This window comes from Pantoea sp. BJ2, assembly GCF_040255075.1.
GTDB classification, from domain to species: Bacteria; Pseudomonadota; Gammaproteobacteria; order Enterobacterales; family Enterobacteriaceae; genus Pantoea; species Pantoea leporis.
This window is the reverse complement of record NZ_CP158292.1, coordinates 1,230,532-1,243,181: the sequence shown is the minus strand read 5'-3', so window position 1 is coordinate 1,243,181 and position 12,650 is coordinate 1,230,532. Positions and strand designations below refer to the sequence as shown.

Below are 12,650 nucleotides of genomic sequence, written 5' to 3'. Positions count from 1 at the left end.
TGGTGGTTTGATAATGCGAAATGCTAGCCAGCACCACAAACTTATTTTATGATAAAAAATATCGAGTCGCACTTATCCCTGGTGGCTACGCTTAAACGCATTACGCTTAAGGGCAAAAACTGTCAGAGAAACGGCAACTCCACATTCCCAATCTTAATTGAGGTGAAGACATGAGACTGATCCCTTTGGCCACACCGACCCAAGTGGGTAAATGGGCTGCACGCCACATTGTTAACCGCATTAATGCGTTTAAGCCTAGCGCAGAGCGTCCCTTCGTGCTGGGTCTGCCAACCGGTGGAACACCGCTGGAAGCTTACAAGCACCTGATCGATATGCACAAAGCGGGCCAGGTTAGTTTCAAGCACGTCGTCACCTTCAACATGGATGAGTACGTTGGCCTGCCAAAAGAGCATCCGGAAAGTTACCACAGTTTCATGTACCGTAACTTTTTCGGTCATGTTGATATTCAACAGCAAAATATCAATCTTCTGAATGGTAATGCCGAAGATATTGACGCAGAATGTCGCCAATACGAAGAGAAGATCCGCACTTACGGCAAAATTAACCTGTTTATGGGCGGCGTGGGCAACGATGGTCACATCGCCTTTAACGAACCGGCTTCTTCCCTCTCCTCACGTACCCGCATCAAAACCCTGACGCACGATACGCGTATTGCAAACTCACGCTTCTTTAATGGTGATGTGGATCAGGTGCCGAAATACGCCCTGACGGTTGGTGTCGGTACGCTGCTGGATGCTGAAGAAGTGATGATTCTGGTTACCGGCCACTTGAAAGCGCAAGCGCTGCAGGCTGCGGTTGAAGGTAACGTCAACCACATGTGGACCATCAGCTGCCTGCAGCTGCATGCCAAATCTGTCGTGGTATGTGACGAGCCAGCCACCATGGAACTGAAAGTGAAAACCGTGAAATATTTCCGCGAAATGGAAGCGGAAAATATGAAAGGTGTGTGAAAACACGTTGTAACAAAACCTGCTGCTTTCAGGCAGCAGGCTTAGCCGGGAGAGAGAAACGATGTACGCATTAGTGAACGGCCGGATTTTTACTGGTCATGAAATTCTGGACAATCATGCAGTTGTGATTGCAGATGGCCTGATTGAGCGCGTGTGTCCGCGTGATGCCCTGGACGCGGCAATTGCACAGCAGGATGTGGCTGGTGCGTTTATCGCTCCTGGTTTTATTGATTTGCAGCTTAACGGCTGCGGCGGCGTGCAGTTCAATGATGACATCAATGCGTTAAGCGTTGAAACGCTGGAGATCATGCAGCGCGCCAACGAGAAATCAGGCTGCACCAGCTATTTGCCAACACTGATTACCAGCACCGATGCGCTGATGAGACGCGCAGTCGAAACCATGCGCGCTTACCTGGCCAAGCATCAGAATCAGGCAATCGGCCTGCATCTGGAAGGTCCGTGGCTGAATAAAGCTAAAAAAGGTACGCACAATCCTGAATTAATTCGCCTGCCGGATGCCGAGCTGGTGGATTTCCTCTGCGCCAATGCCGACGTCATCACTAAAGTCACGCTGGCACCTGAAAATGCGGGCAGCGAGGTGATTCGTCAGCTGCGTGATGCCGGCATCATCGTGTCAGCGGGTCACTCCAACGCGACCTATGAAGAAGCAAAAATTGGCTTCAGCGCGGGCGTCAGCTTTGCTACGCATCTCTACAATGCCATGCCAACCTTCGCTGGACGTGAGCCAGGTCTGATCGGTGCGCTGTTTGATTCGCCTGATGTATACTGCGGCATCATTGCGGATGGTTTACATGTCCATTACGCTAATGTGCGCAATGCAAAGCGCATTAAAGGCGACAAGCTGGTGTTAGTGACGGATGCCACAGCACCGGCGGGCGCATCGATTGATCAATTTATTTTTGCAGGCAAAACAATATACTATCGCGATGGCCTGTGCGTTGACGAGAACGGTACGCTCAGCGGTTCTGCCTTGACCATGATTGAAGCGGTGCAGAACAGCGTTGAACATTGCGGTATCGCTCTTGATGAAGCGCTGCGTATGGCGACGCTCTATCCAGCGCAGGCGATAGGTGTGGAGAAGCAGTTAGGCACGGTCGAAGCAGGAAAAGTCGCCAACCTGACTGTCTTTACCCGCGATTATCAAATCACTAAGACGTTCGTCAACGGAGACAACGTCCTCAGCGAGTAAGCATTGAATGACCACTGGCGGCCAGTCTCAAATAGGAAATGTTGATCTTGTTAAACAACTCAATAGTGCAGCCGTTTATCGGCTAATCGATCAGCAGGGGCCAATTTCGCGCATTCAGATTGCCGAACACAGTCAGCTTGCGCCCGCCAGTGTCACCAAAATTACCCGCCAGCTCATTGAGCGCGGCCTCATCAAAGAGGTGGAGCAACAAGCCTCCACCGGTGGGCGTCGCGCGATCTCCATCATTACTGAAACCCGTCATTTTCATACTATCGGCGTGCGCTTAGGGCGTAATGACGCGACGTTGACGCTGTTTGATCTGAGCGGAAAATCGCTGGCGCAGGAAGATTATCCGCTGCCCGAGCGCACGCAGGAAACGCTGGAGAACGCGCTGTTCAATGCCATCAGCGCCTTTATGGCCGCGCATCAGCGTAAGATTCATGAACTGATTGCTATCTCGGTGATTCTGCCCGGTTTGGTCGATCCCATTAACGGCATCATTCGCTACATGCCGCACATCGCGGTAAGTCATTGGCCGCTGGTTTCCAGCCTGAAAAAACGCTTCAACGTCACCAGCTTTGTTGGTCATGACATCCGTAGCCTGGCGCTGGCCGAGCACTACTTCGGTGCAAGTCGCGATTGCGCAGACTCCATTCTGGTGCGTTTGCATCGCGGCACCGGTGCCGGAATCATCGCCAACGGTCACATTTTCCTCGGCAGTAACGGCAACGTGGGCGAGATTGGCCATATTCAGGTTGATCCGCTGGGTGAACGTTGTCACTGCGGCAACTTTGGCTGCCTGGAAACCATTGCGGCTAACGGCGCGATTGAAAACCGCGTGCGTCACTTGCTGAATCAAGGCTATCCCAGTTCATTAACGTTGAATGATTGCCTGATGCCGCAGATTTGCCGCGCCGCTAATCATGGCGACGCGCTGGCGTGCGAAGTGATTGAACATGTCGGCCGCTATTTAGGCAAGGCGATTGCTATCGCCATCAACCTGTTCAATCCGCAAAAAGTGGTGTTGGCCGGTGAAATCACTGAAGCGGATAAAGTACTGTTTCCTGCTATTGAAGGGTGTATCAATACGCAGACGCTGCCTGCCTTTCGTAAAAATCTGCCGGTGGTGCGTTCCGAGCTCGATCATCGCTCGGCGATTGGCGCCTTTGCGTTGGCAAAACGCGCAATGCTGAATGGCATTTTGCTGCAACATCTGCTGGAAGAGTAATCACCAGCCTGCTGTCAAGCAGGCCCGACCGGATGCAATCTATGACGATTAAAAGCGTAATCTGTGACATCGACGGCGTGTTGATGCATGACAATACCGCCGTTCCCGGCGCGAACGAATTTCTGCAGCGCATTCTGGCGAAGGATATGCCGTTGGTGGTGTTGACCAACTATCCTTCGCAAACCGCGCCGGATCTGGCGAACCGCTTTGCCAACGCCGGCATTGACGTACCAGATTCGGTGTTTTACACCTCGGCGATGGCCACCGCCGATTTCCTGCGCCGTCAGGAAGGGAAAAAAGCCTACGTAATTGGCGAAGGTGCGCTGATTCATGAGCTGTATAAAGCTGGCTTCACCATCACTGACGTTAATCCAGATTTCGTTATCGTCGGCGAAACCCGCTCCTTCAATTGGGAAATGATGCACAAAGCCGCTTTCTTCGTGGCCAATGGCGCCCGCTTTATCGCCACTAATCCCGATACACATGCACGCGGCTTTGTTCCTGCCTGCGGAGCACTCTGCGCCGGTATCGAAACCATCTCCGGCCGTAAACCGTTTTACGTCGGAAAACCGAGTCCGTACATCATGCGCGCAGCGTTAAACAAAATGCATGCGCATTCGGAAGAGACGGTCATTGTGGGCGATAACCTGCGGACAGACATTCTGGCAGGCTTCCAGGCGGGTCTGGAAACCATTCTGGTGCTGTCTGGCGTTTCCACACTGAGTGATATTGATGCGATGCCTTTCCGCCCGGATTGGATTTACCCATCGGTCGCCGATATCGACCTGTTCTGATTCCAGCCATTACCTCTTCTTATGGCCCTGCTTATGCAGGGCTTTTGTTTTTTCTGTGGTTATGCCTTTCTTTACCGCTCGCCTTATGCCTACAAAACGAACGATAATGCAGTTTTATTAGATGGCATCTAAAATAAACGCTTATTAATTGAATAATATTCAATATTATTTGCCCATCAACATTCTTTTTATCAAAGAATCGCAATTTTGCTTGCACTAACACCGCCATTTAGCGCATTTTCTTATACATCACGCAGCCAAGGCTGCCGGACAAACGTAGAAATAACTTCGCCACAAGGTGAGATCAGGAGTCAGTTATGTGTTCAATTTTTGGTGTGCTGGATCTGAAAAGCGATCCTATTGAGCTGCGCAAGAAAGCGCTGGAATCTTCTCGTCTGATGCGTCACCGCGGCCCGGATTGGTCAGGTGTTTATGCGGATGATAAAGCCATTCTGGTGCATGAGCGTCTGTCGATTGTTGACGTTAACAACGGCGCACAGCCGCTGTATAACGCTGACCACACCCACGTACTGGCTGTTAACGGCGAAATTTACAACCATCAGGCGCTGCGTGCTGAGTTGAGCGATCGTTACGCTTTCCAGACCGGTTCTGACTGTGAAGTGATCCTCGCGCTGTATCAGGAAAAAGGTGTCGATTTCCTCGACGAGCTGCAAGGCATGTTCGCCTTCATTCTGTGGGACAGCGTGAAGCAACAATATCTGATTGGTCGCGACCATATCGGCATTATCCCGCTGTATATGGGCAACGACGAGCACGGCAACCTGTATGTCGCTTCCGAGATGAAAGCGCTGGTGCCGGTGTGCCGCAGCATCAAAGAGTTCCCGCCGGGAAGCTACATGTCGAGCGCCGATGGTGAAATCCGTCGTTACTGGCAGCGTGACTGGATGGAATATTCCGCTGTTGAGCACAACACCACGGATGCCGCCGAGCTGAAACATGCGCTGGAAGAGTCAGTAAAAAGTCACCTGATGTCTGACGTGCCTTACGGCGTTCTGCTGTCTGGCGGCCTGGACTCATCCATCATCTCTGCCGTGACCAAACGCTTTGCTGCGAAACGTGTTGAAGATGCGGATAAGAGCGATGCATGGTGGCCGCAGCTGCACTCCTTCGCGGTTGGCCTGGAAGGTTCTCCAGACCTGAAAGCAGCGAAATCAGTCGCAGAACACCTCGGTACCGTGCACCACGAAATCCATTTCACCGTGCAGGAAGGCCTGGATGCGATCCGTGACGTGATTTACCACATCGAAACCTATGATGTGACCACCATTCGCGCCTCTACGCCGATGTATTTAATGTCGCGTAAGATCAAAGCGATGGGCATCAAAATGGTGTTGTCCGGTGAAGGTGCGGATGAAGTCTTTGGCGGCTACCTCTATTTCCATAAGGCGCCAAACGCCAAAGAATTCCACGAAGAGAACGTACGTAAACTGCTGGCTCTGCACATGTTTGACTGTGCTCGCGCCAACAAAGCGATGTCCGCCTGGGGCGTGGAAGCGCGTGTGCCGTTCCTCGACAAGAAATTCCTCGACGTGGCGATGCGCATCAACCCGGCAGACAAACTCTGTGGCAGCAACGGCAAGATGGAAAAACACATCCTGCGCGAATGCTTCTCTTCTTACCTGCCGGAGAGCGTGGCGTGGCGTCAGAAAGAGCAGTTCTCTGATGGTGTGGGCTACAGCTGGATAGATACGCTGAAAGAAGTGGCGGCGAAGCAAATCACCGATCAACAGCTGTCGACTGCGCACTTCCGCTTCCCGTACAACACGCCGAACTCGAAAGAAGCGTATCTGTATCGCGAGATCTTCGAGGAATTGTTCCCGATCGCCAGCGCCGCAGAGTGTGTGCCAGGCGGTCCGTCGGTGGCCTGTTCTTCGGCTAAAGCGATCGAGTGGGATGAAGCCTTTAAATCCATGGATGACCCTTCTGGTCGTGCCGTAGGTGTGCATCAGTCCGCGTATAAATAAGGTTTTTACTCAACAAGATATGGGGCTCATTCGAGCCCCTTTTTTATGCAATCCCTCGTACAACCTGAGAAATTAGCCGAATAAATCACCAGCCTGGTTACAAGCCAGACAAACAGGCGTTTTAAGGCGAAAAACGGCAAAAAAATTGTTGACGCTACAAGACTCAATACGCATAATGCGCCCCGCAACGCCGATGAAGGTTACGCGAAAAAGATGGCTACGTAGCTCAGCTGGTTAGAGCACATCACTCATAATGATGGGGTCACAGGTTCAAATCCCGTCGTAGCCACCATCTTTTTGCGGGAGTGGCGAAATTGGTAGACGCACTAGATTTAGGTTCTAGCGCCGCAAGGTGTGCGAGTTCAAGTCTCGCCTCCCGCACCATTTCAGTCTTCGGCAGCCGGATGGGGTATCGCCAAGCGGTAAGGCACTGGTTTTTGATACCAGCATTCCCAGGTTCGAATCCTGGTACCCCAGCCAATCCGGATTATGTTGTGGATACAAAGTCGACGAATGGGATATCGCCAAGCGGTAAGGCACCGGTTTTTGATACCGGCATTCCCTGGTTCGAATCCAGGTATCCCAGCCATCGTCGGACGCAGTAAGCAGTACAAAGGCTACGTAGCTCAGCTGGTTAGAGCACATCACTCATAATGATGGGGTCACAGGTTCAAATCCCGTCGTAGCCACCAAATTATTGGGGTGTCGCCAAGCGGTAAGGCTCTGGTTTCTGATACCAGCATTCCGGGGTTCGAATCCCTGCACCCCAGCCATAAAAAGACAATTTGATCAAACACCTATTGGGGTGTCGCCAAGCGGTAAGGCACTGGTTTCTGATACCAGCATTCCGGGGTTCGAATCCCTGCACCCCAGCCAAATTGCACAATAAAGCCCGCTTATGCGGGCTTTATTGTTTTCTGCGTTTGGCAAAGTGGCGAGCAAACTTTTAACCAAGAGCGCATCAATGCGCTCCATACAATCACAAACCTAATGCGTAACGCAGCACCTTACGTTTCAACTCTCCGGCATTCTCCGCCGCAATCAGCGCCAGGTTTCGCGCAAAACGCAGCGGCGGCAGTTTATTGCTAAACGCGAAGTAGAACAGATCCATTCCGCCCTGCATCAGTAAATTATCTTTGTAACGCTGACGATGATAACGCTGCAGCACAGCATCCGATGACCAGAGCTCCGCCTGGTTGCGCGCCTCGACCAGCGTCGTGATCAACGCATCCACATCCCTATAGCCCAGATTAACGCCCTGCCCGGCCAGCGGATTGATGGTGTGCGCCGCATCCCCCACCAGCGCCAATCCCGGCATCACATAACGCGTAGCATGACGTCGCACCAGCGGGAAAGAGGCCGCAGTTTTGACCTGAATACGGCCAACGCGTGCCGGGAAGTGAGCATAAATCTCTTTCTCCAGTTGCGGGAGCGGCAAACTTTGCAGCTGACGGATACGCGCGGGTGCGTCGTACCACACCAGCGAAGCACGACGATCAAACAGCGGCAGGAAAGCGCGCGGCCCTTGCGGCGTAAACTGCTGCCAGGTGGCATCGCCCGCCTCCTGCTCGCACTCCATGCTTATCAGCATGCAGGATTGCGCATAGTTCCAGCCGCGCACGCCAATGCCCGCTAACTGACGCACACGCGAGTTAGCACCATCTGCGCCGACCACTAAACGCGCATCCAGCGTTTGGCCATTATCGAGTTGCACCTGCCAGCCGGCGCTGTGCGGCTGCAAACCCTGCAAGCTCGCCGGGCAAATCAGTGTGATGCCTTCTTGCTGCATTTTTTCCCACAACGCACGCTGCAGCACGCTGTTTTCCACCATAAAGCCCAGCTCGGGCAACCCAAGCGACGCCGCATCAAACTTCACATGCGCGTTTTGCCACTCCCAGGTTTCCAGCTGGCGATAGGGCGCACAGCGCATTGCCTGCACACGTTGCCAGACATCCAGTTGCTGCAGCAGCGCAACCGACGACGCACCGATGGCGGAGATACGCACATCTGGCTCGCTGCAGGCATCAAAGCTTGCCGGTTCCGCCCGTTCAATGACCGCTACGCGAAACTGCTGCTGCGCCAGGCCACACGCCAGCGCCGCACCAACCATGCCACCGCCCACGATCACCACATCAAAATGTGAATCCTGCATCGACTCTAATCCTTCTTTTTGCCGTGAAACCTTCCAGCATCACGTTGATAGCTAAAGTGTACCGGAAATTAGCAGCGCGATGCGATGCAGATGCGTGAAGCCTGGTAACAACAGCGTCGAAGCATTACAATACGCGCCCTGCACTTCGCTTGAATCAATGGCTAGTTCGATGACCAAAAAACTGCACATCAAAACCTGGGGCTGTCAGATGAATGAATACGATTCATCGAAGATGGCCGATCTGCTGAACAGCACGCACGGCTACACCCTTACCGAGGAAGCTGAAGAGGCGGACGTTCTGCTGCTCAACACCTGCTCCATCCGTGAAAAGGCGCAGGAGAAGGTTTTTGCTCTGTTAGGCCGTTGGAAAAAGCTGAAAGCGAGCAATCCCGATCTGATCATCGGCGTGGGTGGCTGCGTGGCCTCACAAGAAGGTGAACGTCTGCGCCAGCGCGCCAGTTACGTCGATATCGTCTTTGGCCCGCAGACCTTGCATCGTCTGCCGGAGATGATTAACACCGTGCGCGGCAGTAAAAGCCCGGTTGTTGACATCAGCTTCCCTGAAATTGAGAAGTTTGATCGCCTGCCAGAACCGCGCGCCGATGGCCCAACCGCCTTTGTGTCGATCATGGAAGGCTGCAACAAATATTGTACTTTCTGCGTGGTGCCTTACACGCGCGGTGAGGAAGTTAGCCGTCCGAGCGACGATATTCTGCTGGAAATCGCCCAGCTTGCCGCTCAGGGCGTACGTGAAGTCAACCTGCTGGGCCAGAACGTCAACGCCTATCGCGGCGCCACCTTTGATGGCGATATCTGCACCTTTGCTGAGTTGCTGCGCTTAGTGGCGGCGATCGACGGCATTGACCGTATTCGCTTCACCACCAGCCATCCTATTGAATTTACCGATGACATCATCGAGGTTTACCGCGATACACCCGAGCTGGCGAGCTTCCTGCATCTGCCGGTTCAGAGCGGATCAGATCGCATCCTGACGCTGATGAAGCGCGCGCACACCGCACTCGAGTACAAAGCGATTATCCGCAAGCTGAAAGCCGCACGTCCGGATATCCAGCTGAGCTCTGATTTCATCATCGGTTTCCCCGGCGAAACGCAGCAGGATTTTGAGCAGACCATAAAGCTGGTCGGTGAAGTGAATTTCGATGTCAGCTTCAGCTTTATCTACTCCATGCGCCCAGGCACGCCGGCGGCCGATCTGCCCGACGATGTGACAGAAGAGGAGAAAAAGCAGCGTCTTTTCATCCTGCAGGACCGCATCAATCAGCAGGTGATGGCGTGGAGCCGCCGCATGCTGGGCACCACGCAGCGCGTGCTGGTGGAAGGCATTTCGCGTAAGAATGTGATGGAACTGACCGGCCGCACCGATAATAACCGCGTGGTGAACTTCGAAGCACCGGTTGAAATGATCGGTAAGTTTGTTGATGTCGAAATTGTTGATGTCTATGCCAGCTCCCTGCGCGGCGTGCTGGTGCGCACCGAAGATCAAATGGCGCTCCGTGTGGCCGAAAGCCCGGCGTCAGTGATTGCGCGTACCCGCAAAGAGAACGACATCGGCGTCGGACTGTTCCAGCCTTGAAACCTCGAACGTTGAGCGATAGCGCACAAAGCGCTGTCGCCTGTTTCATCCCCAGGCCCTTGCTTTCCACAAGTGCTGCCCAAATATCGACTCTGAAGCTTGCGCCAGTGCGCAGCGCCATAAATAATTTCATAAAGATGTGGAGAGATTGCTCTTCGACATCCGGCACACCTTTTCAACTGGCCCTGAGTGACCTTAAGGATTCATTTGAATATCGAAACGCGTGAAATCGCCCTTGAACCGGCAGATAACCAACGACTGATGAGCTTGTGCGGTCCGATGGATGACAATGTGAAACAGCTGGAGCGCCGTTTGGGCCTTGAAATCAAACGCCGTGACAACCAATTCACGCTTACCGGCCGCTCGCTCTGTGTGGACGCTGCCGTCAATATCCTGCGCACGCTGTATGTTGATACCGCCCCAATGCGCGGTCAGATCAAAGATATCGAACCGGACCAGATTCACCTGGCGATCAAAGAGAGCGGCGTTCTGGAACAAAGCGCTGAGAGCGTGCCGGAATTCGGCAAAGCGGTGAACATCAAAACCAAGCGTGGCGTAATCAAACCGCGTACGCCTAACCAGGCGCAATACATCGCCAATATCTTCTCGCACGACATTACCTTTGGTATCGGCCCGGCCGGTACCGGTAAAACCTATCTGGCGGTCGCTGCCGCAGTGGATGCGCTGGAGCGTCAGGAGATTCGCCGTATTCTGCTGACGCGTCCGGCGGTTGAAGCGGGTGAGAAACTCGGCTTCCTGCCCGGCGATCTCAGCCAGAAGGTCGATCCCTATCTGCGCCCGCTGTACGACGCGCTGTTCGAAATGCTCGGCTTTGAGCGCGTAGAGAAACTGATTGAGCGCAACGTGATTGAAGTAGCTCCGCTGGCCTACATGCGCGGACGCACGCTGAACGACGCCTTTGTGATTCTCGATGAGAGCCAGAACACCACTATCGAACAGATGAAGATGTTCCTGACGCGTATCGGCTTTAATTCGAAAGCGGTCATTACCGGCGATATCACGCAGATTGACTTGCCGCGCAGCACCAAATCCGGCCTGCGCCACGCCATTGAAGTGCTGGCAGAAGTCGATGAGATTAGCTTTAACTTTTTCCACAGCGAAGACGTGGTGCGTCATCCGGTTGTCGCACGCATCGTGAATGCTTATGAAGCCTGGGAAACCGCCGACCAGAAACGCCGTGATCAACAGGCAGAAGAGCGCAAACGCGAAGCTATCGCGGCTCAGCTTGCCAGCCAAACCAGCCCGCAGGAGCGTTCATGAGCGCGGTGATTCTTGATTTACAACTGGCCTGCGCCGATGAAAACCATCTGCCAGCGGAGAGTGATTTTCAACGCTGGCTGGAAGCGGCGGTAACGCCGTTTCAACCAGAAAGCGAAGTCACGATTCGTCTGGTGGATGAAGCCGAGAGTAATGAGCTTAATCTGACTTATCGCGGCAAAGATAAGCCGACCAACGTGCTGTCATTCCCGTTTGAAGCACCGCCGGGGATTGAACTGCCACTGCTCGGCGATCTGATTATTTGCCGTCAGGTTGTCGAGCAAGAGGCTGCTGAACAGGGCAAAACCGTTGAAGCCCACTGGGCGCATATGGTGGTGCACGGTACGCTGCATCTGCTGGGTTACGACCATATCGAAGATGAAGAAGCCGAAGAGATGGAGGCGCTGGAGACCGAGATAATGCTTGCTCTTGGTTATCCTGATCCGTACATTTCGGAGAAAGAAGACGCCTGAGCCGCTGGTTCAGGTTATTGCGCTGCTGGCGCGGATGCCAGCAGCCCCAATCCCTCATTAGAGAGAACGAAATAAAAACGCCATGAGCGACGACCATTCTCAAAACAGCGACGCACCCAGTAGTAAAAAGGGATTTTTCTCCCTGTTAATCAACCAACTGTTTCACGGTGAACCTAAAAACCGTGATGAACTGCTGGGGTTAATCCGCGATTCTGAGCAAAAAGAGCTGATTGATCAGGACACCCGCGACATGCTCGAAGGGGTGCTGGACATTGCCGAACAGCGCGTGCGCGACATCATGATCCCTCGCTCGCAAATGATCACCCTGAAACGCAACCAAACGCTGGAAGAGTGCCTTGCGGTGATTATTGAATCCGCCCACTCACGCTTCCCGGTGATCAGCGAAGACAAAGACCACGTCGAAGGCATTTTGATGGCCAAAGACCTGCTGCCGTTTATGGCCAGCGCGTCTGAGCCGTTCAGCATGGAAAAAGTGCTGCGCACCGCCGTGGTGGTTCCTGAAAGCAAGCGCGTCGATCGCATGCTGAAGGAGTTCCGCTCGCAGCGTTATCACATGGCGATTGTCATTGACGAATTTGGTGGCGTCTCTGGTCTGGTGACCATTGAAGATATTCTTGAGCTGATTGTTGGCGAAATTGAAGATGAGTATGACGATGAAGAAGATCGTGATATCCGCCAGCTCAATCGTTACACCTATACCATGCGCGCCTTAACGCCAATTGAAGATTTTAATGAGGTCTTTGGCACCGATTTCAGCGATGACGAAGTCGATACCATTGGCGGATTGGTCATGCAGGGATTCGGCCACCTTCCCGCTCGCGGCGAAAGTATTGTCATTGATGGCTATCAGTTCAAAGTCGCCATGGCTGACAGCCGCCGTATCATCCAGGTGCATGTGAAAATTCCGGAAGACTCACCACAACCGCAACTGGAAGACGAATAAC

General features: G+C 53.3%; 10 protein-coding genes and 7 tRNA genes. 16 read left to right on the top strand and 1 reads right to left on the bottom strand.

Annotated features, from left to right (window positions below; all coding sequences use genetic code 11):
* Positions 1–170: 170 nt before the first annotated feature.
* The 12 genes from nagB (at position 171) to AAF463_RS05575 (ending at position 7,064) form a co-directional block, all read left to right on the top strand.
* Positions 171–971 carry a glucosamine-6-phosphate deaminase gene (nagB, locus tag AAF463_RS05630; protein ID WP_350261673.1) on the top strand — a complete coding sequence of 267 codons (801 nt, stop codon included), beginning with the start codon at positions 171–173 and terminating at the stop codon, positions 969–971.
* Positions 972–1,032: 61 nt separating this feature from the next.
* Positions 1,033–2,181 (top strand): N-acetylglucosamine-6-phosphate deacetylase, encoded by a 1,149-nt coding sequence (nagA, locus tag AAF463_RS05625; protein ID WP_350261672.1) that lies wholly within the window; start codon positions 1,033–1,035, stop codon positions 2,179–2,181.
* A 7-nt stretch (positions 2,182–2,188) separates the two neighbouring features.
* Positions 2,189–3,409 (top strand): N-acetylglucosamine repressor, encoded by a 1,221-nt coding sequence (locus tag AAF463_RS05620; RefSeq protein ID WP_101763239.1) that lies wholly within the window; start codon positions 2,189–2,191, stop codon positions 3,407–3,409.
* Between the two features lie 41 nt (positions 3,410–3,450).
* Positions 3,451–4,203, top strand: coding sequence for an HAD-IIA family hydrolase (locus AAF463_RS05615; RefSeq protein WP_350261671.1), 753 nt, complete (start codon positions 3,451–3,453; stop codon positions 4,201–4,203).
* A 317-nt stretch (positions 4,204–4,520) separates the two neighbouring features.
* On the top strand, positions 4,521–6,188 hold the full coding sequence (asnB, locus tag AAF463_RS05610) for an asparagine synthase B (protein ID WP_008107047.1): 1,668 nt from the start codon (positions 4,521–4,523) through the stop codon (positions 6,186–6,188).
* Positions 6,189–6,403: 215 nt separating this feature from the next.
* A tRNA-Met gene (locus AAF463_RS05605) sits at positions 6,404–6,480 on the top strand.
* A gap of 7 nt (positions 6,481–6,487) precedes the next feature.
* Positions 6,488–6,572: transfer RNA gene (locus tag AAF463_RS05600), tRNA-Leu, on the top strand.
* Between the two features lie 21 nt (positions 6,573–6,593).
* Positions 6,594–6,668, top strand: a tRNA-Gln gene (locus AAF463_RS05595).
* Positions 6,669–6,702: 34 nt separating this feature from the next.
* Positions 6,703–6,777: transfer RNA gene (locus AAF463_RS05590), tRNA-Gln, on the top strand.
* Between the two features lie 26 nt (positions 6,778–6,803).
* Positions 6,804–6,880 (top strand) — tRNA-Met (locus AAF463_RS05585).
* A gap of 6 nt (positions 6,881–6,886) precedes the next feature.
* Positions 6,887–6,961 (top strand) — tRNA-Gln (locus tag AAF463_RS05580).
* Positions 6,962–6,989: 28 nt separating this feature from the next.
* Positions 6,990–7,064: transfer RNA gene (locus tag AAF463_RS05575), tRNA-Gln, on the top strand.
* A gap of 103 nt (positions 7,065–7,167) precedes the next feature.
* On the opposite strand, the gene ubiF is transcribed toward AAF463_RS05575, so the two are convergent.
* The gene (gene ubiF, locus AAF463_RS05570) at positions 7,168–8,340 is read right to left on the bottom strand and encodes a 3-demethoxyubiquinol 3-hydroxylase (protein ID WP_350261670.1); all 1,173 of its coding nucleotides are present in this window, start codon (positions 8,338–8,340) and stop codon (positions 7,168–7,170) included.
* A gap of 169 nt (positions 8,341–8,509) precedes the next feature.
* Between ubiF and miaB the strand changes: the two genes are divergently transcribed.
* From miaB to corC, 4 genes are all read left to right on the top strand, one after another.
* Positions 8,510–9,934, top strand: coding sequence for a tRNA (N6-isopentenyl adenosine(37)-C2)-methylthiotransferase MiaB (gene miaB, locus AAF463_RS05565; RefSeq protein ID WP_350261669.1), 1,425 nt, complete (start codon positions 8,510–8,512; stop codon positions 9,932–9,934).
* A 207-nt stretch (positions 9,935–10,141) separates the two neighbouring features.
* Positions 10,142–11,215: a PhoH family protein gene (locus tag AAF463_RS05560; RefSeq protein ID WP_101763243.1), complete on the top strand. Its 1,074-nt coding sequence runs from the start codon at positions 10,142–10,144 to the stop codon at positions 11,213–11,215.
* Complete coding sequence (gene ybeY / locus AAF463_RS05555) at positions 11,212–11,685, top strand: rRNA maturation RNase YbeY (protein WP_008103651.1); 474 nt, start codon at positions 11,212–11,214, stop codon at positions 11,683–11,685. Before AAF463_RS05560 ends, ybeY begins: the two co-directional genes overlap by 4 nt.
* 82 nt (positions 11,686–11,767) lie before the next feature.
* Positions 11,768–12,649 carry a CNNM family magnesium/cobalt transport protein CorC gene (gene corC / locus AAF463_RS05550; protein WP_101763244.1) on the top strand — a complete coding sequence of 294 codons (882 nt, stop codon included), beginning with the start codon at positions 11,768–11,770 and terminating at the stop codon, positions 12,647–12,649.
* The last annotated feature ends 1 nt before the right edge of the window (position 12,650 follow it).